The sequence below is a fragment of the Exiguobacterium sp. 8H genome, from assembly GCF_902506255.1.
Lineage (GTDB): Bacteria > Bacillota > Bacilli > Exiguobacteriales > Exiguobacteriaceae > Exiguobacterium > Exiguobacterium profundum.
Window position 1 is genome coordinate 2,310,014 of record NZ_LR733429.1, and the last position, 22,178, is coordinate 2,332,191.

Here is a 22,178-nt window from a genome sequence, read left to right on the forward strand (position 1 = left end):
TCGTCTCGCTGTTTTTATAGGTGTTCTTTATAAAGACGTGCATAGCGATCCGCAGCGATGATGGCGTCAGCAACTTCTTCAGGTGTAACATCGAAACCGCTATGAATCGTTTCGCCATCTGCCGTGGCCGCTTTCCCGACCTTCAAGATATCGTCTCGAGATGCATCTTTCAATTTGATATCTTCAAGTGTGACCGGTAAGTCGAGTGCCATATAAAAGGCAACATACTGCTCGAACTCTTCTTGAGGGCGTCCTTCGAGTGCGAGTTGCACGAGTGTTCCAAATGCAACTTTTTCACCGTGCGTCAAATGGTGGATGTCTCCTTCAAGTGCGGTGAATCCATTGTGAATGGCATGGGCTGCAGCCAAGCCACCACTTTCAAAGCCGAGCCCGCTCAATAAGGTGTTGGCTTCCACAACAGCTTCAAGCGCAGGTGTGACGACTTTTGCTTTGACAGCTTCATACGCTTGAATACCGTATGTGAACAGAACCTCTTCACACCGTTCGGCAATCGCCTCCGCTGCAAGTGTCGGGACACCGCCAGCCATCGTCTTGCCTCCGAATGCCAGGACACTTCGCACTTCCACCCATGTGGCCAATGCATCGGCAATACCTGACGCTAAGAAGCGTGGCGGTGCTTGTGCAATCAATTCCGTATCCACAAGGACGAGATCCGGATTCTTTTTATAGAAACGGTAGCTTTCGAAATTGCCTTCCTCTGTATATATGACCGACAATGCGCTCGTCGGTGCATCCGTAGAGGCGATGGTCGGTACAATGACGATACGCGCATCCAATTCATCTGCGACCGCTTTTGCTGTATCGAGCGTTTTCCCACCGCCGAGACCGATAACAAACGCTGTTTCATGCTTCTTAGCGTCTGTAGCGATTCGAGTGATTTCGTGCTTCGACGCTTCTCCGATGAAATCAGCTTTCGTCGCCTTGAGCTGGCTCGCTTGCAGAGACTGGGTCACCCGTTCGCCGATCAACTCCCATACGACGTCATCCGCGATGAGTAAAGCGTTGGAACCGAAGTGAGCGACAAACTCTCCGATGCGATCAATCGTTTGTTTCCCTTGCACATACTTGGCCGGACTGATGAAAATGCGTTCTGACATAGTGAACTCCATCCTTTCATATCAGGTTTGGTGTAAGTGCTTACAAGGCAATCATACTACAACTGGTAAAGAATATACGTGAAGATTACATGAAGAACGGCAGCTGACCAAGCACAAGCAATAGGATGATGATGGCGACGACAATGAGAAATCCCCAGTCGTTCATTCGTTTCGTCATAGCACACGTCTCCTTCATGGGTTGGAATTGCAATTCTTCCTCAGTATAGAAGGTGGTAAGAAAAAGGGAGGATGAATAAATAACCAGGTTAAAAAAAGTTTCGCCTTGTCGTGAGCGGACAGGTCATCGGGTTTAACAGATGATGAATCGGGAACACTAGAGTCGTATGTTGATTTTCTTGAAGGAGGAATTGAGTATGTCGAAACATGTACTGATTGTCACAACGTCAGCAAATCAATTATCAAATGGTCATGCAACGGGATTATGGCTTGAAGAGTTTGCCGTCCCTTATTTATTGTTCGAAAAAGAAGGGTATAAAGTGACGGTCGCGAGTATCGAAGGTGGAGACGTGCCAATCGATGCGAATAGTTTAGAAGATGGTTTGTCAGAAGACATTCTCAACACACGGGAATTGCTTAAAGACACAGCCCGTCTCGATCAAGTCGCAGACGAGTCGTACGATGCAATCTTCTTACCGGGAGGTCACGGGACAGTTGTCGATTTCCCAGGGAATGAAACATTACAACGTGTCATTCGTAACGTATACGAAAGTGGAAATATTGTCGGGGCAGTTTGTCACGGACCAATTGGATTGGTCAATGTGAAACTCAGCAACGACGAGCCACTCGTTAAAGATAAACAGGTGACAGGGTTCACCGATGCGGAAGAAAAAGAGATGCAACTCGATTCTGCCGTACCGTTCTTACTTGAAACGGGACTACGCAATCAAGGCGGGCAGTTCAAAGGAGCTGACAACTGGGCGGTGAACGTGGCAGTTGACGAACGTCTCGTCACTGGTCAGAACCCTCAGTCTTCTGAAGCGGTCGGGAAAGAACTTGTTAAGCTACTCGGATAATCGTGTGAAGCAACTTCGAATGTCGAAGTTGCTTTTTAGTGTTTGGACATATGTCCTTTTCAAGTCTTCTTTCTTTTCGTAAAGTCAGACGGAGAGAAAGGGGAATGACATGGGAATTTTATTTGCCATCTTATCAGGGACGTTCATCGCCCTTCAAGGAATCTTTAATGCAAAACTAGGAGATGCAGTAGGCGCATGGATGTCCGTCACCATCGTTCATTTTGTCGGACTTCTGTTGGCACTTGCGATTTACTTCTTCAAGCGAGATGCGGACATGACAGCCTTTAAGCGCGTACCTTGGTATTATAGTTTAGGAGGATTGTTCGGTGTATTCGTTGTCTTCGGCGAATTGACGGCGATTCAACAACTAGGGGTCACATGGGCAATCTGTGTATTGCTTGTGGCACAATTAGTAGGAGCCTTCATCATCGATTTGAATGGTTGGTTTGGTGTCAAACGGAAACCGATGAACACGGGACAGGTCATGGGACTCGTCTTGATGGTTGTTGGAATCGGAATCTATACATTTTCTTAAGGAGTTCACTTTACATGATGAATACTATGGATGCACTGACACGATTGCAGTGGAATCATCTGTTTTCGAATGAAACGCTTGAGTCCTCGTCCGTAGTGACATATGCGTCTGGGACCATGTTATGTTCGAACGATCAGCACATCGAATCTTTATTCGTCGTCCTTGAAGGGCGTGTCAAAATTTATACGCTCAGTGAAGAAGGGAAATTGCGATTGTTGCGTCTGAAGGCTGCTCCAACATTGATTGGAGATATCGAGTATGCGAGCGGACGCAATGTATTGCATACGGTTGAAGCGGTTGGTCCCGTAACATGTCTGCGCATCCCTTTCGAGGCGCTTCGAAGATATAATCGAACGGTCGAATTCACGGAGCATCTGTTACGAGGCGTGTCCGAAAAATTATTCATTGAGGCGAACGCCTCGTCGAATCATCTCATGTCGACTCTAGAAGAGCGCTTGGCCGGTTACTTGATTTCACTCAGTGAATCAGGGAATGAACTGTTTCAAGCGGAGATGAGTCAACTGAAGCGTAAAGAAGTCGCAGAGTGGCTAGGGACGAGTTATCGTCACTTGAACCGAACGTTGCAGGCATTCGTGGATGAAGGATTGGTCAAACGAACGAGAAAAGAAGTCATCATTTTAAATAGTGAGCGATTGAAAGAACGTGCGAACGGCATGTTTTATGAGTAAGGAGGGGTTATATGATTTTTGGTATCATCTGTTCGGCTGTGGCTGGGGCATTTATTAGCGTACAGGCGGCGGTCAACGCGAAAATGAACACAAATTTAGGGGCTTGGGCCACCACCGTATTGGTCTTTATCGTTGGTTTGGTCGGATCCATCATCCCGTTGTTATTATTTGGAGGAAACCTTGCTGGATTACGTGACTTGTCGCCAATCTATTGGCTTGGTGGTTTGCTTGGGGTCGGGGTCGTGTACTGTGTCATGCGCAGCATCCAGTTACTCGGACCCACGTTGTCTGTGTCACTCATTCTCGTGTCACAACTCATTTGGGCGTTAGTCGTCGATTTATATGGCGCCTTCGGGATGCCTCAAATCACGTTATCGGCCGGACAAATTGTAGGGCTCACCATCCTTCTTGTCGGGGTCATTCTCTTTAAACAGTCTCAGACGGCGGCTATCGCCAAACAAGCTGTCAATGAAGCCACTTCTTGAGGAGTGGCTATTTTTCTGAGCAAAACGGGTACAGGTTGGTAACGATTTTTTGTTAAAATGAAGCAGTATGGTTTAAAAATTAGCTGAGGTGATGAAAAAAGTGGATTCTTCCATAGTGATTGATTTGTTGATTGTTTTGTTTTTGATTGTGTTGAACGGGATTTTTGCGATGACAGAAATTGCGCTCATCTCATCGAAACCTGCAAAACTTGAGGTTGAAGCAAATCGAGGGAAACGAAGTGCAAAGATTGCGCTTCATTATTCGAAAGACCCGACAGATTTGTTGTCGACCGTTCAAGTCGGAATCACATTGATTGGGATTATTAACGGGGCCTACGGGGGCGCGCGCTTCTCGGCACCGCTCGCATCGGCGTTTGAACAAGCTGGGATGAGTACGCAGTATGCCGGAACCGTTGCTTATGTGGCCGTCGTTACAATCATCACGTATCTATCCCTGATTATTGGTGAATTGGTCCCGAAACGGATTGCGCTCGTTTCGCCTGAGAAAGTCACGATGGCGATTATTCCTTCGCTCGATTTATTCAGTAAAGTGATGAAACCGTTCATTTGGATTTTATCGAAATCGACACTCTTTTTGTTCAAATTGTTAGGGTTGAAGGCGGAACAGACGAGTGGGGAGACTGAGCTCGAGATCAAACAACTCTTGTTTGAAGGCGCCCAGCAAGGGCAGTTCGCTCATGAAGAAGTTCGACAAGTCGAACGTGTCTTTGCGTTTCATGATCAATTGATTTATGAGCTCATGCAACCACGGACGACGCTCGAATGGGTCGACTTAGAAGATGACATGGACGATATGAAGAAATCGATCTATGAAAGTAAACATAACAAGTTACCGGTTGGACGCGACTCGCTTGACGATTTTGTCGGGTACATCGACGTACGTGACATCTTGACGTTGCCGACACTGCGTGAGCCGTCACAGATTTTGAAGCGCATCAAACAGCCGCTCATCGTTCCAAAACAGCGAGAGGCGAGCCAGGTGCTTCAAATGATGCAGAAAAATGGTGTGGAAATCGCCTTTGTTTTAGACGAATACGGCGGATTCCTTGGTATGGTCACCTTGTTCGATATTTTAGAAGAAATCGTCGGAGAGGTGATGATTGAAGAGGATACACCAGAAGTGGTACGTCGTGAAGATGGGTCGTATTTGGCGGATGGGTTACTCGGGATTGAGGATTTGAAGCGAACGTTCGAGATTCGGGATGACCGATTCGACGAAGGGCGCAACTCCTATCATACGCTCGCGGGACTCGTCATTTACGCACTCGGCGATTTTCCGAAACGGGGGGATGTGGTCGAAGCGTACGGTCTTCGCTTTGAAGTCGTGGATATGGACGGAAAACGTGTCGACCAAGTACTTGTCTCAGAACTACATGAACCAATTACAGAAGAGGACTGATGCGATGCATCAGCCCTCTTTTTCGTGTACCATCCACGTTCGTTGTAAAGCACCTAACAAGACCTGAGCTGTGTGCAGCATCGCCCGTTCATCCACATCGAAGCGAGGATGATGGTGCGGGAAGATTGCAGAGAGCTCGGGATTTCCTGCCCCTGTGAAGAAAAAACTACCAGGAACGCGCTCGACATAATAAGCGAAATCTTCTCCGACCATGAGCGGTGCCATCTCAATGACACCGTCTGCACCAACGACCTCCACCGCACTCTCACGGACGAGTTCCGTTTCGGTCACATGATTCACGACAGCAGGATATCCTTTTATATACTCCAATTCATAATCAGCATCACTCGCCTCACAGACGGAACGGATGATCCGTTCCATATCGGAGATGATTTTTTCTTGTGTCTCCCGAGTGAATGTACGCACGGTGCCAGATAATTTGGCTTCTTCGGCAATGACGTTGAACGCTTGCCCGGAGTGGAGCGTACCGATGGTCAGCACGGCAGGTTCGAGCGGATCGATGCGCCGACTGACGACCTGTTGGAGATGATTTGCCACGTTCACGGCAACCATGAGGGCATCAACTGTATGTTGCGGAATCGCGCCATGTCCACCTTTTCCTGTAATGGTCAATTCAAAGCGATCTGCCGCAGCCATGACAGGACCTGTTTTCACGCCAATCGTTCCGAACGGAAGTGGTGTCCAAATGTGCGCACCGTATATATAATCCACGTTGTCGAGACAGCCGTCTTCAATCATCGGTTTGGCACCACCTGGAGCCAATTCTTCTGCGAACTGGTGAATCAACACGACGTCTCCTGGAAGGCTCATCTCAGTCAATACTTTCGCTAAAACGAGAAGTGTAGCCGTGTGGGCATCGTGACCACACGCATGCATGACCCCGTTCACTTTTGAACGATACGGGACATCTTTCACATCTTGGATGGGAAGGGCGTCAAAATCGGCACGTAATGCGATGGTCGGACCGTCACCGCCTTTGATTCGACCGACGACCCCATTGCCGCCAACGTGCTCACGTACTTCAATCCCAAGTTCACGGAGATACGAGGCAATCATCTTTGGTGTTTCGACTTCTTGAAAAGACAGTTCAGGATATTGGTGAAAATGGCGTCTTAGGGACACCATTTCTTCGAACAACTCGGTCAAACGTACTTCGGCATGCGTGACGATCATTGCGAACACTCCTTTGTGGTTACCATGTCAAGAAATGAATTCATTTACAAATTGTTATGAAAGTTAAGCTTATCTTATACGAGTAAAGGGAATTAATACAGGAGAAAATGAAGAAATGAGGTGCCAACATGGGGTGGATTATTGCGATTGTAGCGGTTGTCGTGCTTGTACTCATCTATTTTTCGATGTACAACGGGCTCGTCAAATATCGAAATTGGGTCGATGAGGCATGGGCTCAAATCGATGTACAGTTGAAGCGGCGGTATGATCTGATTCCGAACTTGGTCGAGACGGTGAAAGGCTATGCGAAACACGAACAAGAAACGCTTACAAAGGTCGTCGAACTGAGAAACCAGCTCGGAGAAAAGTCGAATCGTCAAGACCAGATGGCAGTGAACGATCAATTGAGTGGAGCACTGAAAAATCTCTTCGCGCTTCGTGAGGCGTACCCAGATTTGAAGGCGAATGAGAACTTCAAGATGTTGCAGGAAGAATTGACGCAGACAGAAAACAAAGTGGCGTATTCGCGCCAGCTCTATAATAATACGGTCATGAAATATAACACGAAAATCGAATCGGTCCCGACGAACATCATCGCTTCCGTCCATCATTTCGAAAAGCGCGATATGCTCGAGGCACGTGCCGAAGAGCGCGAGAACGTTCGCGTTTCGTTTTGATGAATCGAGGTGGCGCGTATGCTCCTCTATGAACAGATTCGAAAGAATAAAGTGAAGACGGTCTTCATCGTCACAGGGTTTGTCCTATTCGTCCTTCTCGTTGGGGCGGCGATTTCCTACGTCAACTACGGGGACGCAGTTCCAGGGTTAATTTTCACACCTATTTTCTCGTTGTTTTATGTCGGCATCGTCATCATGTCGAGCACGAACATCGTCATGAAGATGAATCGGGCGCAAGAAGTGACATCGGTGGAAGAACACCGCTTTTTATGGCATACGGTCGAAAACATGGCGATGGTCGCGCGAGTGCCGATGCCGCGCATCTTTATCATCAACGACCCATCGCCAAACGCATTTGCGACGGGGTTGAAGCCAGAAAAGGCGGCTGTCGCCGTCACGACGGGACTGTTGGATCGATTATCGCGAGAAGAAATAGAAGGGGTGATTGCGCACGAGGTCGCGCATATTAAAAATTATGATGTCCGACTCTCGACGGTCACGCTCGCACTCGTTTCAGTCATCGCTATCATGAGCGATATCGGGTCGCGCATGCTGTTCTTCAGAAGTATCGGTGGAAGACGCGATCAAAACCAGAATCCCATCTTTTTGATCATCGGACTCGTCTTGCTGGTGTTGGCACCGCTCATCGCGATGCTCATCAATATGGCGATTTCACGGAATCGTGAGTTTTTGGCAGATGCGAGTGGGGCGGAACTGACCCGAAACCCGGATGCCCTCGCCTCAGCGCTTGAGAAGATTGCGAACGTCGAGACACCGGTCGAGCAAGCGTCGAGTGCCTCGGCACCACTTTACTTCTCCGATCCACTCAAGAAAAAAGTGAGTGGTCTATTCTCAACACATCCCGATCCAGTCGAACGCATTTCCCGACTTCGTCAAATGTAGTCAGAGCCTGTCCGGTTGCGGCAGGCTCTTTATGTTACACTGAACTGGGAAAATAAGGGGGTGGATGAGTTGAGTAAAAAGAAATACATAGGGTTCAGTATAATTTTTTGTATCGTCATTTTCTTATCGGGATTGATATTAAATAATCCAATTTGGCAGTTGATGCGTGTCATCATGTGGCTCACACAGTACATCTTACCGTGGATCTTCCTCTACTATTTCATTCAATTTTATAAACAATATGCAGCCAAACAAGAAAAGCCACCTGAATGAGGTGGCTTTCGACGTTTATCCGGCGCGGTGGCTACGGATTTTTTCAATCTCATCGAGGACGAACTGAACGTTTGTGCCGACAATGACTTGAATATGGTTTGGACTGACGACTTTGATTCCCGGAATACCGGCTTTTTTGATTTGATCTTGGTTGACCGTATCCATGTCTTTGACATCGACGCGTAGGCGTGTGATGCACGACTCGATGCCTGTGACGTTGCTGTCACCGCCAAGACCGTCATAAATCATATGTGCCATTGCTGAGTATTCGCTACCTGAAGCTGATGCGACCGGAGCCACTTTCGTTTCACCGTCTGCTGTCTCACTTGCAACCGCATCAACGACTTCATCTGGTTCACGGCCTGGCGTCGCCAAGTTGAGCTTCACAATCATGAAGCGGAAGATGACGTAGTAAATGACTGCGAACACGAGACCTTGAACGATGAGCATATACGGTTGGTTCGCAAGCGGCAAGCGTGAGCTCAAGATAAAGTCGACCAAGCCTGCGCTGAATCCAAAGCCGGCTGTCCATTGGAACGTTGCCGCAACGAAGAGCGAAATTCCTGTAAGGACTGCGTGTACAAGGTAAAGAACAGGAGCGAGGAACATGAATGAGAACTCGAGCGGTTCTGTTACACCTGTGAAGAATGAAGCGAATGCCGCTGCGAGAAGAAGTGAAGCGGCTTGTTTTTTCCGTTTCGTTTTCGCTGTGTGGTACATCGCGAGTGCTGCGGCCGGAAGACCGAACATCATGATTGGGAAGTAACCTGCTTGGTACATCCCCGTTACACCTTTTTCACCTTGACCTGACCAGAAGTTTCCGATGTCGTTGATTCCTGCGACGTCGAACCAGAATACAGAGTTGAGAGCGTGGTGAAGGCCGGTTGGAATCAAGAGGCGGTTAAAGAATCCGTAAAGTCCGGCACCGAATGCGCCAAGTTTTGAAATCGATTCACCGAAACCGACGAGACCTGTATAGACGACCGGCCAGATGAAGTAAAGAGCGACCGATACAAGAATCATCGAGAAGGCTGTCATGATTGGTACGAGACGCTTCCCACTAAAGAAGGCGAGAGCATCTGGCAATTTGACTTGACTGAAGCGGTTATACATGGAAGCGGCGACGAGACCGGATAGAATCCCGACAAAAGCATTCCCAATCTTACCGAATGCCGGGTTGACGGCTTCTACGTCGATTCCTTGGAACAATGCTACCGTTCCTGCGGAGAGAAGCGTTGTGACCGTCAAGAAGGCAACGAGTCCACTTAGTGCTGCTGAACCGTCACGGTTCTTAGCCATTCCGAGCGCGACCCCGACTGCGAACAGAATTGGGATGTTATCAATAATAGCGGCCCCTGCCTTAATTAAGAATGCAGCGGCAATGTTTTCAGATCCCCAGCCGACTGGGTCAATCCAATAACCAATCCCCATGAGAATGGCAGCAGCCGGTAGTACGGCGACCGGTAACATGAGGGAACGTCCGAGACGTTGGAAAAAGTTCATCATTGTTGATTTCCTCCTTTTTGATGGTGTTGATCTTGTAGACGTTGGATGTGAAGCGTAATATAACCAAGTTCTGACTCGGGCAAGACGATGCCATAGGTCTCTTCCATTTCTTTTGCGACATCTGATGCACACGCATAGGCAGACGTGAACTTCGTCTGAATCATGCGGAGCATGTCTTCATCAATCGTATGATGATCGTAATGGTTGACCCGATCCATGACGAACCGTAAATGAGTTAATAATCGTTGGTAGGATAAGTCATCTTCTTCAATGGATACATCGAGTCGTCGTGAAATCGATTGAATCATGTCGCGGACAATTGTTGTCTGTTTGACCGTCTTGCGTAAATCACCTCCTTTCACTTTCATCGTATGAATATGAAGCGCGATGAACGCAGCTTCGTCTTTCGGCATTTGGACGTTGAGCTTTTCAGCGATATGCTCAATCGCCCATAGTCCAATCTCATATTCATTCCGATAGAGGATTTTAATCTCGTTCAACAGTTTGTTGCGTAATGAGATGCCATCCATTTCCCGCTCGATGGCGAACGAGATGTGGTCGGTCAAGACAATGTGGATATGTTCGTTGAACGATGTCTCGAGACGTTTTTCCGCATAAGAGATAATGTCCTCGGAAACGGTGAAGTGTTCAACGGGAATCCGGCTCAATAACTGTTGGAACTTGTCATTCTCTGGCATGATGAACAACTTTTCGATTTTATGGGGATTGACGATGTCGTTCTTCGCTTTTTTAAACGCGACGCCAGGGCCAATCGCAATCTTTTCTTCACCCTCGTCTGAGACGATGACCGCATTGTTGTTTAGAATCTTTTTGATTTTAATCATGTGTCCTCCTTATTCCGGAGTCACGCTTCCACTCGGGCGACAATCGTTTTGCCCGGAACAGCTTCCTTCGTGAACGTGAAGGCGTAATGATGGGCAAGTGCGCCACCATTCGTCACGACCATTGGCGTGACCGTGTCCTTACCAGCTTGATGAATTTGCGCCAAGTCTGCTGTGAGTAACAGCTGTCCCGTCTTGACGTGGTCGCCCACATCTACTTGAAGATCAAACGGTCGACCTTCGAGTTCAACGGTATCGAGTCCGACGTGTATCAAAATCTCAGCCCCATCCTCGGTCCGAATGCCGATGGCGTGCTTTGTTGGAGCGATTTGTACAATCTCTCCATCAGCCGGTGAGACGACGGCACCGTCTGTTGGTGTGATGGCAATGCCATCGCCCATCATTTTTTCACTAAAGACCGGGTCCGCAACTTGTTCGAGTGGAATGACGTCTCCTTCCATTGGTGAGTGCAGTGTCGGTTTGTGTCGATTCATTAACTTATTCCATAGCATGTCTACTACATCCTTTCTTGAAACAAAACACCGAAAAACAAAACAGGCATGGAGTATAGACGGGTGGCATGCACCGTACGTCTTACCCCATGCCTGATCGAATCAGTCACATGTGATCGCTATTCGTTTCTTCACGTTCAACATAACATGTGTTGGTTTGAGACACAAGTCTTTTTTTGAAAGCGTTCTCTAAAATTTTACAAGGGAATGAATCTATTGTATAGTAAGGGCGAATCTAAGTAAGAAAGGTGTTGCATGTTGATGAGTGAGGTTGTATCTGCCTAACGAACTGAAAAATGTCGGATGACACGTCTTTTTGTCATGCCGTCATGTTCCGTTACAGATACCGCCCATCAAAAACTGCCAGACACCCGTCTGTCTTTTTGCGTTGGTCGTCATCGACCGACGCTTTTTTGTTTGCGCGGTATCTCGATTCTATCATTTGAGGAGAGAGAAACATGAACGAACAAACATTTGAAAAATTACAATACAACGAATTGATGATGAAAGTAGAACGCTTCTGCATCAGCGGATTCGGGAGACGATTACTCAGACAGCAACGCCCAACGAGCCACATTACGACGGTGAAGAAGCGCCTGCAAGAAACATCCGAAGCCCGAGCGATTTTAGATGCGACGTCACACGTCCCGTTCATCGGTGTATCTGACATGGAGACCATTATCGGAAAACTGCAACGAGGCATCCAACTCGAGGCAACAGAGCTTGAAGCGGTCGCCGAGTTTTTACGAGGGGCACGCAAACTCAAGCGATTCATGCTCGAGCATGAATTCTTTGCACCGCTTCTTTCGGCTTATGCTGCAGGAATGGGCGAATGGCGGACGTTAGAAGAAGACATCACACAATCGATTCGAGCCGGACAGGTCGTCGATGAAGCATCAAAAGAGTTGAAGCGGATTCGGAAGCAAGTCGACATTTTAGAAGGACGAATCGAGGAACGATTGAACAAGTTCTTAAAGAGCACCGCCAATCGCGAGATGATCCAAGACGGATTCGTCACGAAAAAACAGGATCGCTTCACCATCCCAATCAAAGCTTCCTATAAGCATAAAGTGGCAGGGACGATTGTGGATACATCGAATCGTGGGACGACGGTCTTTATCGAACCGGAAGCGATCGCGAAGTTAAACGCTGAACTTGTCGTCAAGCGTACAGAAGAAGCGGTAGAGGTGTATCAAGTGCTAGCGACGTTGACGGGAGCGGTGACAGAAGTCCTCCCTGACATCGAATCGACGCTCGATGTCATCGCCCAGTACGATATGGTCTTCGCCAAAGGGAAGTACAGTCAGTCGATTGATGGGGTGACACCACACGTCAATGCGAGCGGTCGCATCCGATTGAAGCAAGTACGTCATCCACTTTTAGAAAGCGCCATTCCACTCGACTTTGCCATCGGTACAGACTATCGCGGCTTGATCATCACCGGACCGAACGCCGGAGGGAAGACGGTCGTCTTGAAAACGATTGGACTCCTTAGTCTCATGACGATGACGGGACTGCATATCCCGGCTCACACCGATACAGTCATTTCGACATTTGATGAGGTGTTCGTCGATATCGGAGATAATCAGGATTTAGAGTCGGCACTCAGTACGTTCTCTGCACACATGTACAATGTGGCGAATATCATGCAGACCGCTGGAAAACGGTCGCTCTTGTTATTCGATGAAATCGGAAGCGGGACGGAACCGAACGAAGGGGCCGCTCTTGCGATTGCCATCTTAGAAGCGGCATATAAACGGGGCGCGATTGTTGTGGCGTCGACGCATTACGGAGAAATCAAATCGTATTCTGAAGCGCACCCGGATTTCATGAACGCTGCGATGCAGTTTGACCCGGAAACGCTTGAACCAAAATACAGACTGCTCATGGGACAGTCTGGCGACAGCAACGCCCTCTTTATCGCCCGTAAGATGAAGTTACCGGAATCGATTCTGAAACAGGCATCCCGTTATATGAACGAGAAAACGTATGATATTACGAAAGTCGATGATTCTAAAATTACGCGAGAAGTGGAGATGGCCCCGCTTGAAGAAACAGAGCATTTTGAAAAAGGTGACCGTGTCCGCTTGTTAGAGACGAATCAAGGCGGTCTTGTCTATTCGTTTGATGCATCGCGTCGACATGTCCGAGTGTTCGTAGATGTGGAATATGTAGAGTTGCCGAGCCGCCGCGTTCGTCTTGAGGCACGTGCAACAGAACTCTATCCGGCTGACTATGATTTAGATACGTTATTCACGACGTATCAGGAACGTAAGGAAGCCCACGACTTTGCTCGAGGATCAAAGAAAGCGTTACGACGAGTAGAGAAAGAGATCCGAGAAAGGAAGAAACAAGAGCAATCTAACCGGAAATAAAATGTCTAGATTCATTTAGAAAGGGCGGCCACCGCGAGTGGCTGCCCTTTTGACTTATAAGCTATTGCTTTGATTTTCTACGTTGCTGTCGCTCTCTGTTGAAGCATCGTCATCTGAAGAAGTTGAGTCGTCATGGTGTGGACCGTGACCATGGCGACCACCTTCACGTCCACCGCGCATACCACGAATATCTTCCAAGTCATCGTAACTTGTCACATCGGCAAACCGTTCTTCGTGGTCCGCAAGGATTTGATCCGCGTCTTCTTGCGTCAAGTTTCCTTCTTCCACAGCGGTTGCGAGTTTTTCTTCATGGGACGTCATGATCGCGTCGATGAACGCTTCAATTGAAATCCCTTTTTCTTCTGCGAGTTCAGGGAGAGATTGCCCGTTTTCGCGAGCCGCATCCACTTCTTCTTGCGTTAAACCGAGCGCTTCGATGAGAGCGGCATGACCCGCTTCCCGATCACCGAACATGCCAGGACCTCGTTCACCACGTTCGCATTGTGTGGATGCTGTCGTTGTCGATTCATCAGTCGTCGTGTCATTCGTCGCGGCATATACGCCTGTGCCTGAGACGACCAATAGACCGGCTAAGGCGATTGCGAGTTTTGTTGATTTCATGTGTATCTCCTCCTTTGTTACTTCAAGTGTAGGACTGAACGCTTCGGAAGTTGTGAGGGAGTTGCAAGATTTCTGCAAATTGTCTTTGGGAAACGGTGGGACGTTTGATGGGTACGATATAATGGATGTGGAGGCGATATGAGATGAACGTACTCGTTGTGGAAGATGAACTAAAACTGGCGGACGGCATGTCCCGCTTTTTAACATATTCCGGATTTGAGGTGACCGTGGCGATGACTTTGAGTGAGGCGAAACAACAGTTGCATCAACGGTTTGATGCAGTTTTATTGGATGTTCGACTCCCTGACGGAGAAGGTTGGACCTTGATTCCGACATTAAAAGCGCAACAGCCCGCACCTGCTATTATTCTGACGACGGCTCGTGGTGAGGCGGATGATCGCGTGTTCGGATTGGAACTTGGCGCAGACGATTATTTAGTCAAACCCATCGTTTTAAAAGAGTTGGAGATTCGACTGAAACGTCTCGTCAAACAAACCGATATGATTCAATTTGGAACGCTCACCATCGACGTCAAATCGAGAATGGTACAAGAGAACGGACATCCGCTTCGATTAACGAACAAAGAGTATGAGTTGTTACTGTATCTTTGGAAACATGTCGGGGAGGCGTTAGACCGGAACCGTTTGCTCGATGAGGTGTGGGACTACGCATTCGTCGGAGATACACGAACGGTCGACACCCACATTAAACAACTGCGTGACAAATCGCCGACCTTGAAAGAACAGTTGAAGACGGTGCACCGGGTCGGTTATCGATTAGAGGAACTGTCATGAATCGATTAATGAAGAAGTTACTTTGGACGGCCATTCTACCACTTGCAGTGATGGCACTTTTAACATTCGGACTCACGTCATTATTGATTGGACGCTTCGCAGAAGAGGAGACGTACGCACAATTGGAGCGCGAGGCGGCGATTGTGTATGAAGCCATTCAAGAGAGCCGTGGAATCCCGGGGCAACTTGACGTGCTTGTATTTCAAAATGGGCAGCGTATCGAGTTCGAACGAGGCGGACGGATGCATCGCATGATGCCAATCAACCTCGATCCGAATGATTTAGCGATTCAGGACGAAGTGGGTGTAAATGGTACCCGCTTCTTGACGTATCTGAAAGAAGAAGGGGACATTCAAATCGTGACATATAGTCCCGTTCCGTTTTCAAATCCACAATTCCAGCAAATCTACCTCATCTTAGCGGGTGGGTTTATTCTGGCCCTACTTGTCGCAATCGCTGTCACGTATTGGATGAGTCGTCGGCTCACGCAACCGCTCGTCGAGTTGAAACAAGCGACCGCATCCATTATGGAGGGGCGACACGATATTAGCTTGCCGAGCGTGACGAACGATGAGATTGGGGATTTGACCGTCACCATCGGACAGATGAACACGTCACTTCAAGAAAAAGAGGCGCTTCAAAAATCATTTATCTCTGGGGTCACACACGATGTGCGTACACCGCTCGCTATCGTTCGAAACGAGGCGGAACTATTAGAGCTCGGTGTCGTCCATGAAACAGAGATGGCCACAACCGGTAAAAGCATTACCGAGGAAGTGGACCGGATTGACCGACTCGTCAATCAGATGCTCGAATACTCTAAATTGTCCGCAGGTTCGATTCCACTTGAAATGGAATCGATTCAACTGGATGAATTGGTTCGTCGGTTGACGCCACGCATGTCTGAGTTGTTCCGACAAAAAGACGTGACACTCGACCTCCGACTCGAAACGGTATCAATCCAAGCTGATCGATTGGCGATGGAACGAGTGCTCTCAAATTTCATAAGCAATGCGTATGAGGCGAGCCCTGTCGGGGGAAGAATCACCATCACTCTAACCCCGAAGCGATTAGAAGTGACCGACGAAGGAAACGGGGTTGATCCTTCCATTCAGCATGCGATATGGGATATGTATGTGAAAGGAGATCGCTCCAACGGCCATGGTTTAGGTCTCGCTATCACGAAATTACTTCTTGACGCACAAGGACTTTCTTATGGCGTCGATTCAGATAAGGGGGCAACATTTTGGATCGAATGGACATGACTTTATTTTTGCGTGGGGTACGGTTAGAGAGGGAACGAATCCGTTCGACAGGCTATCCGTATACGTTACCGATTTTTCAGACACTCGATGAACTATCGTTTCATCATCCAGTCACGTTTCTTGTCGGGGAGAATGGGAGCGGGAAATCGACGTTGATTGAAGGGATGGCCGTGGCGGCCGGATTCAATCCAGAAGGCGGGGCACCTTCCTTCCAATTTGAAACAGAGTCGACGCATAGTTCCTTGTATGAAGCGCTTCGTCCGATTCGAGGCCCGTATCGTCCGAAAGATGGTTTTTTCTTACGTGCTGAAACGGCATACCAGCTGTCGAGTTATGTGGACGAAATGGCGAAATCAGGTCCTGATCTTGAACGATTTTATGAGTCGTATGGTGGGCGTTCCCTTCATGAACAATCACACGGTGAAGCGTTTCTCTCCCTCATGCTACACCGATTTCGTGGAGATGGTCTCTACATTTTGGATGAGCCAGAGGCCGCATTGTCTCCGATGCGCCAACTGACGATGCTCGCACGCATGCATGAACTTGTCCAGTCCGGGAGTCAATTTATCATCGCGAGTCATTCACCCATCTTGATGTCGTATCCGGGTGCGATGATTTTACAAGTGGAAACGGGACTCTCCCCGACGTCGTTTGACGACCTCGAACACGTGAGGGTGATGCGTGACTATTTACAGGCACCGGAACGGATGCAGCGAATCTTGTTTGAAGAGTAAAAAACGGTCACGATGTAAGCGGTTTACTTTTTATGTTGACGTCAAGATTTATAGGGAGTATGCTTATATCGAAAAGAAGAAAATCCACTTTAGGATTGTTACTGGTGATGCAGGCAAAACCTAAATTGACGCCACGACTGTATGTTGGACGTTGGTGTGAATTTAGGTTTTTTTCTTTTTAGTTCAGTCGAATGAGAGTGAGGTGAGGAGACCATGCAGATTTCAAAAGTGTTCAATAATAACGTCGTAGCAATTGATGCGAACGGTCAAGAACAGGTCGTGATGGGGCGCGGGATTGCATTTCAAAAACGGCCAGGCGATCCGATTGACCAGACGCGAATCGAAAAAATCTTTACGCTCGAGAGTAAAGAAAGCTATGAGCGTTTCGTTCACTTTTTAAATGAAATGCCGACGGATGAGATGGAGACGGTGAAACAGATTGTCAAATTAGCCGAAGAGCGATTAAAACAACCTATTCATGATTCGCTCTACGTGACGCTAGCGGACCACCTTCATTTCGCGCTTAGTCGGTATCAGGATGGAATCCAGATTCGTAACCCTCTCGTTTGGGAAGTGAAACGATTTTATGCTCCAGAGTTCGCTGTCGGCAAAGAAGCGGTAAAATTGATCAATGCGCAACACGAGGTCAACCTGGATGAAGATGAGGCCGTTGCGATTGCCTTACATCTCGTCAATGCGACGATGTCTGGTGTGAAAGGTGAAAACCTGCATCTCGTAACGGAGATGACAAAAGCCACCCAAGCCATTTTGACCATTATCACGTATCATTTTCAAATCGAGCTGGATGAAGAGTCATACGCCTATTCTCGATTTTTGACTCATTTAAAGTACTTTGTGCAGCGCCTCGCGTCGGGGGAAAAGGTCAAGTCCACAGGTGACGAAACCTTGTTCTTGATGGTGAAGCAGAGATATCCGGAAGCGTTCGAATGCGTTGAAAAAATCGCTGGATTGATTGCGACGAAATATCGTTATGATGTATCGATGGACGAACGGCTGTATATGATGATTCATATCGAAAACTTAATGAAAGAACGTCGATCCTAAGGATGGTTACTGATGACGCAGGCCAAACCTAAATGACTACACCTTTATTTGTGTAGTGATTTAGGTTTTTCTTTTTATCCAAAAACATGAGGAGTGAATAAGATGGACCAATATAAACAACTGGCAGAGACGATTGTGCAGCATGTCGGTGGGAAAGATAACGTCAAAAGTGTCTTTCACTGTGCGACACGACTGCGTTTCAAATTAAAAGATGAATCAAAGGCAAATGCGACTACGCTGAAGGAACAAGATGGCATCATCACGGTTGTTCAAAGTGGAGGACAATTTCAAGTCGTCATCGGGAACAATGTACCATACGTCTACAAAGAGGTTGTCGATGTTGGTGGTTTCCAGACATCTTCGACTGATGATGAAGAAAAATCAGGAGTATTCAACCGATTGATTGATGTGATTGCTGGAATCTTTACGCCGATTCTCGGACCGATGGCAGGTAGTGGTCTGTTGAAAGGGTTACTCGCCATCCTTGTCGCGTTTGGACTATTGACAGAAGAAATGGGCACATATGTCGTCTTGAATGCCGCGGCGGATGCACTATTTTACTTCCTACCCGTGATCTTAGGACATTCGGCGGCTAAGAAATTTGGTGGGAACCCGTATATTGGGATGATTATCGGTGGGGCGCTTGTCTATCCATCGATTGTGGCCATTCAAGGAGCCGGGGAGGCCTTGACGTTCCTCAATGTGCCTGTCGTTTTAATGAGTTATGCGTCTTCGGTTATCCCGATTATTTTGGCAACATACGTTTCTTCAAAAGTCGAAACATTCTTTAACCGTCATACGCATGAAGCTGTACGAAACTTCACAACACCGATGATGGCGTTGTTACTCGTTGTCCCGTTGACGTTTTTAGCAATTGGACCAGTTGCGACGTATGCGAGTCAAGGTTTAGCGAATGGTTACTCGTTCTTGTATGAGTTGAGCCCAACCATCGCCATCGCGTTCATCGGTGCGTTCTGGCAAGTGCTTGTCATGTTCGGTCTCCATTGGGGACTTGTACCAATTATCATCAATAACTTATCGGTTGTTGGTACGGATACGATTGTTGTCGGTGTATTGATGGCCACGTTCGGTCAAGTAGGGGCAGTTCTAGCGATTACCTTAAAAGCCAAAAACCCGAAAGTGAAAGGGTTAGGAACATCTTCCACGATTGCAGGTGTGTTTGGAATTACGGAGCCGGCTATCTATGGCTTGACGCTTCCCCGTAAAAAACCATTTGTGTTTGGGGTTGTGGGTGGAGCGGCTGGTGGTGTCGTAGGAGGTTTGTTCGGTACGGCGGCTTATGCGATGGGAGGCCTCGGAATCTTTAGCATCCCAGTCATGATTCCTCCAACGGGTGTCGATTTAGCCTTCTATGGAGCATTTATCGGAATGGCGGTTGCAACAGTAGTCGCTCTCGTCTTGACGATGGTCTTCCACAAAGAAGAAACGGCCGTCGAGTCGACAGAAAAAGTGGTTGTACAATCAATCTCTGAACAAGTCGGCTTTCCTGTATCGGCTCCATTGAAAGGAGAAGTCGTGTCGCTTGAATCGGTTCGTGATGAAGTGTTCTCAAGCGGGGCGATGGGGAAAGGGATTGCGATCATGCCTTCAGAAGGCGCGGTATATGCACCGTTTGACGGAGAAATCGTCACGGTCTATCCATCGAAGCATGCAATCGGTCTTCGATCTGATACAGGTGTGGAAGTATTGATTCACATTGGATTAGATACGGTCAAGCTAAATGGACAGTATTTTGAAACGGTCGTTACGGACGGTCAGAAAGTGACAGAAGGAGAACTGCTCGTCCGATTCGATATAGATGCTATCGCTCGTGAAGGGTATGACACCATCACCCCGATTATCGTAACAAACACCGAACATTATCTCGATGTCTTACCGGTTTACACAGGTGTGGTTGAAGCCAATCATGGCGTATTGCGTGTCATTGTATAACAAAGGAGGAGACAGTATGAAACAAGTATCAAGTGAATTTCTATGGGGCGGGGCTACTGCGGCCAATCAGTTAGAAGGTGGTTATCAAGAAGGTGGTAAAGGACTTTCGATTGCTGACGTGATGCCAGGCGGAAAACAGCGAATGAAGATTATCCATGATCCGACGTTTGATTTTGAATTACATGAAGAGTATTCATACCCGAACCATGAAGGAATCGACTTCTATCATCGTTATAAAGAAGATATTGCCCTCTTTAAGGAAATGGGATTCAAGACGTTCCGCATGTCAATTGCGTGGTCACGAATTTTCCCGAACGGAGATGAAGTGGAACCGAATGAGGAGGGACTCCAATTCTATGATCGTGTGATCGATGAATTAGTCGCCCAAGGCATTGAACCACTCGTGACCATCTCCCACTATGAGATGCCCCTACATCTTGCGAAGCATTATGGGGGATGGCGAGACCGTCGCTTAGTCACATACTTTGAACGATACAGTCGTGTCTTGTTCGAACGTTATAAAGGGAAGGTCAAATACTGGTTGACGTTCAACGAAATCAACGGGGCACAGTTCATGCCGATGCTCAGTCTAGGGATTGCGGTTCGGGAAGAAGAGAATACGTTACAGCTCACCTATCAAGGATTGCATCACCAACTGGTCGCAAGTGCCCTTGCGACAAAGGCGGCCAGAGAGATTGACCCATCGATGCAAATCGGATGTATGCTCATTGCGGCTCCGGTTTATCCGTATAGTTCAAACCCGGATGATGTTTGGTATGCTCACGATGCAGAACGGATGATGAACTTCTTCTGCGGAGACGTCCATGTACGCGGCAAATATCCGAGCTTTGCGAAACGATTCTTCCGAGACAATGGCATTGAACTCGCCATGGAAGATGGCGACCTTGATATCCTCAAAGAGAATACTGTCGACTTCTTCTCACTCAGTTACTACATGTCGCGCACTGAAAAGGCTGAAAAAGGTCAGGATGAGGCGGAAGGTAATATTATGAGCGGGGTCAAGAATCCATACTTACAGGCGAGTGACTGGGGATGGGAAATTGATCCGACAGGACTCCGCGTCATCTTGAACAAGTTATATGAGCGTTATGAGCTCCCATTATTCATCGTTGAAAACGGGCTAGGTGCTTATGACAAAATTGAGTCGGACGGAACGATTCATGATGACTATCGCATCGATTACTTACGTGATCACTTGAAAGGGATGATGGATGCAATCGACGATGGAGTCGAAGTGATGGGATACACGAGTTGGGGGTGTATCGATTTAGTGAGTGCCTCGACAGGTGAGTACAGCAAACGGTATGGTTTCATTTACGTGGATCGACATGACGACGGTACCGGTACGTTAGAACGAAAACGGAAAGAGTCGTTCTTCTGGTATCAAGAGGTGATTCGTTCACAAGGTGCGAGCTTATACGAAGAAGAATCAGTCAAATGAAAAAGCGGCCTCGGCCGCTTTTTCATGCTTTCGTGATTTTTCGCAATAAGATGATCGCGAGACTAATGCCCCCAGCAATCAACATATACAAGATAATTTCCATCCAAGTGTTCATTCGTCGTCTCCATCCGCAAAGATTGCGAGCTCCCCTTGTGGCATCGCGACCAACAGATAGGCGTCTCCACCAAGTGGTCTCGCGTCCCCTGCTTGCCAGCACTCAAAGTGTTCTTGATATCCATTGATGAAGAGAAGGGATCCGGATTCAAATTCCAGTTCGAGGTGGGGGTGTTCGTCACCGAGGAGTACTTGATGGATGCGCTCTCTTCTTAAGCGCATGAGCTGTTCGAGTTGTTCACCTTCGTCAAACGTATTTTGCGTCGCATGGACATGCCACGGTCCCTCGATGGAGATCCAAGATTCCAGTCCTTGACGACTGAAATAGAGAAGATGATGGTTCGGACCAGAACCGAAATCGATTCCGACAAAAGAAGAGGCGGTAAAGAGGTGATGCAAAATAGATGTCGCTTGTTCGTGCTCTGTGGTAGACACACCGTCACCTCACTTTAAAGAGTTGTTATCATTATCATTTCACGTTACCACGCTAAAGTAAACGAATCTAACTCAATCTAGAAAAGAAACTGTAGATGATTCGCAAAGTATAATGTTGATTTATTTCACATTTCTGTATACGAAAAAAACGGACATTCATCGTGAATGTCCG

Annotated in this window: 22 protein-coding genes; 15 read left to right on the forward strand and 7 right to left on the reverse strand. The window is 47.7% G+C overall.

The genetic code is table 11. The annotated features are described in order from the left end of the window. Window positions 1-14 precede the first annotated feature (14 nt). Complete coding sequence (locus GVY43_RS11970) at window positions 15-1,118, reverse strand: glycerol dehydrogenase (protein WP_159563269.1); 1,104 nt, start codon at window positions 1,116-1,118, stop codon at window positions 15-17. A 374-nt stretch (window positions 1,119-1,492) separates the two neighbouring features. On the opposite strand from GVY43_RS11970, the gene GVY43_RS11975 reads away from it, so the two are divergent. The 5 genes from GVY43_RS11975 to GVY43_RS11995 all read left to right on the forward strand — a co-directional run bounded on the left by GVY43_RS11975 (window position 1,493) and on the right by GVY43_RS11995 (window position 5,281). Beyond that, window positions 1,493-2,152, forward strand: a complete 660-nt coding sequence (locus GVY43_RS11975; protein ID WP_031424259.1) for a type 1 glutamine amidotransferase domain-containing protein — start codon at window positions 1,493-1,495, stop codon at window positions 2,150-2,152. Between the two features lie 109 nt (window positions 2,153-2,261). Beyond that, a complete protein-coding gene (locus tag GVY43_RS11980; RefSeq protein ID WP_015880345.1) occupies window positions 2,262-2,687 on the forward strand; it encodes a DMT family transporter in 426 nt (141 codons plus the stop codon). Window positions 2,688-2,701: 14 nt separating this feature from the next. Continuing rightward, on the forward strand, window positions 2,702-3,376 hold the full coding sequence (locus GVY43_RS11985) for a Crp/Fnr family transcriptional regulator (RefSeq protein ID WP_159563270.1): 675 nt from the start codon (window positions 2,702-2,704) through the stop codon (window positions 3,374-3,376). 11 nt (window positions 3,377-3,387) lie between these two features. Beyond that, entirely contained in the window at window positions 3,388-3,861 is a 474-nt protein-coding gene (locus GVY43_RS11990) for a DMT family transporter (RefSeq protein WP_031424261.1), read from the forward strand. A 91-nt stretch (window positions 3,862-3,952) separates the two neighbouring features. Then, a complete protein-coding gene (locus GVY43_RS11995; protein ID WP_159563271.1) occupies window positions 3,953-5,281 on the forward strand; it encodes a hemolysin family protein in 1,329 nt (442 codons plus the stop codon). Window positions 5,282-5,290: 9 nt separating this feature from the next. On the opposite strand, the gene GVY43_RS12000 is transcribed toward GVY43_RS11995, so the two are convergent. Beyond that, complete coding sequence (locus GVY43_RS12000; RefSeq protein ID WP_159563272.1) at window positions 5,291-6,475, reverse strand: amidohydrolase; 1,185 nt, start codon at window positions 6,473-6,475, stop codon at window positions 5,291-5,293. 128 nt (window positions 6,476-6,603) lie between these two features. Here GVY43_RS12000 and GVY43_RS12005 point away from each other — a divergent pair, with 128 nt between their 5' ends. From GVY43_RS12005 to GVY43_RS12015, 3 genes are all read left to right on the forward strand, one after another. Then, window positions 6,604-7,152, forward strand: coding sequence for a LemA family protein (locus GVY43_RS12005; RefSeq protein WP_074035096.1), 549 nt, complete (start codon window positions 6,604-6,606; stop codon window positions 7,150-7,152). Window positions 7,153-7,170: 18 nt separating this feature from the next. Continuing rightward, complete coding sequence (htpX, locus tag GVY43_RS12010) at window positions 7,171-8,055, forward strand: zinc metalloprotease HtpX (protein WP_159563273.1); 885 nt, start codon at window positions 7,171-7,173, stop codon at window positions 8,053-8,055. A gap of 69 nt (window positions 8,056-8,124) precedes the next feature. Then, window positions 8,125-8,328, forward strand: coding sequence for a hypothetical protein (locus GVY43_RS12015; protein WP_236548960.1), 204 nt, complete (start codon window positions 8,125-8,127; stop codon window positions 8,326-8,328). 15 nt (window positions 8,329-8,343) lie between these two features. Here GVY43_RS12015 and nagE read toward each other — a convergent pair whose 3' ends face one another. From nagE to GVY43_RS12030, 3 genes are read right to left on the reverse strand one after another with little or no spacing between them, the layout of a single operon-like run. Then, entirely contained in the window at window positions 8,344-9,834 is a 1,491-nt protein-coding gene (gene nagE, locus GVY43_RS12020; RefSeq protein WP_159563275.1) for an N-acetylglucosamine-specific PTS transporter subunit IIBC, read from the reverse strand. Next, a complete protein-coding gene (locus tag GVY43_RS12025) occupies window positions 9,831-10,679 on the reverse strand; it encodes a PRD domain-containing protein (RefSeq protein ID WP_015880355.1) in 849 nt (282 codons plus the stop codon). Before GVY43_RS12025 ends, nagE begins: the two co-directional genes overlap by 4 nt. A gap of 20 nt (window positions 10,680-10,699) precedes the next feature. Further along, complete coding sequence (locus GVY43_RS12030) at window positions 10,700-11,188, reverse strand: PTS glucose transporter subunit IIA (RefSeq protein WP_015880356.1); 489 nt, start codon at window positions 11,186-11,188, stop codon at window positions 10,700-10,702. Window positions 11,189-11,646: 458 nt separating this feature from the next. Between GVY43_RS12030 and GVY43_RS12035 the strand changes: the two genes are divergently transcribed. Continuing rightward, the gene (locus GVY43_RS12035; protein ID WP_159563276.1) at window positions 11,647-13,563 is read left to right on the forward strand and encodes an endonuclease MutS2; all 1,917 of its coding nucleotides are present in this window, start codon (window positions 11,647-11,649) and stop codon (window positions 13,561-13,563) included. Window positions 13,564-13,617: 54 nt separating this feature from the next. Here the strand turns inward: GVY43_RS12035 and GVY43_RS12040 are convergent, their stop codons facing one another. Next, window positions 13,618-14,184: a hypothetical protein gene (locus GVY43_RS12040; protein ID WP_159563277.1), complete on the reverse strand. Its 567-nt coding sequence runs from the start codon at window positions 14,182-14,184 to the stop codon at window positions 13,618-13,620. Window positions 14,185-14,327: 143 nt separating this feature from the next. Here GVY43_RS12040 and GVY43_RS12045 point away from each other — a divergent pair, with 143 nt between their 5' ends. The 6 genes from GVY43_RS12045 (at window position 14,328) to GVY43_RS12070 (ending at window position 21,457) form a co-directional block, all read left to right on the forward strand. Continuing rightward, window positions 14,328-14,978 carry a response regulator transcription factor gene (locus GVY43_RS12045; RefSeq protein ID WP_078146057.1) on the forward strand — a complete coding sequence of 217 codons (651 nt, stop codon included), beginning with the start codon at window positions 14,328-14,330 and terminating at the stop codon, window positions 14,976-14,978. Continuing rightward, the gene (locus tag GVY43_RS12050) at window positions 14,975-16,243 is read left to right on the forward strand and encodes a cell wall metabolism sensor histidine kinase WalK (RefSeq protein ID WP_159563278.1); all 1,269 of its coding nucleotides are present in this window, start codon (window positions 14,975-14,977) and stop codon (window positions 16,241-16,243) included. Before GVY43_RS12045 ends, GVY43_RS12050 begins: the two co-directional genes overlap by 4 nt. Continuing rightward, entirely contained in the window at window positions 16,234-16,977 is a 744-nt protein-coding gene (locus GVY43_RS12055) for an AAA family ATPase (protein WP_201302273.1), read from the forward strand. The genes GVY43_RS12050 and GVY43_RS12055 overlap by 10 nt, the downstream gene beginning before the upstream one ends. A 213-nt stretch (window positions 16,978-17,190) precedes the next feature. Then, a complete protein-coding gene (gene licT, locus GVY43_RS12060) occupies window positions 17,191-18,042 on the forward strand; it encodes a BglG family transcription antiterminator LicT (RefSeq protein ID WP_159563279.1) in 852 nt (283 codons plus the stop codon). Window positions 18,043-18,144: 102 nt separating this feature from the next. Next, window positions 18,145-19,995, forward strand: a complete 1,851-nt coding sequence (locus GVY43_RS12065) for a beta-glucoside-specific PTS transporter subunit IIABC (protein ID WP_159563280.1) — start codon at window positions 18,145-18,147, stop codon at window positions 19,993-19,995. A 16-nt stretch (window positions 19,996-20,011) separates the two neighbouring features. Further along, the gene (locus GVY43_RS12070) at window positions 20,012-21,457 is read left to right on the forward strand and encodes a glycoside hydrolase family 1 protein (RefSeq protein ID WP_074035082.1); all 1,446 of its coding nucleotides are present in this window, start codon (window positions 20,012-20,014) and stop codon (window positions 21,455-21,457) included. A gap of 111 nt (window positions 21,458-21,568) precedes the next feature. Here the strand turns inward: GVY43_RS12070 and GVY43_RS12075 are convergent, their stop codons facing one another. After that, window positions 21,569-22,006, reverse strand: a complete 438-nt coding sequence (locus tag GVY43_RS12075; protein ID WP_159563281.1) for a hypothetical protein — start codon at window positions 22,004-22,006, stop codon at window positions 21,569-21,571. Between the last annotated feature and the right edge of the window lie 172 nt (window positions 22,007-22,178).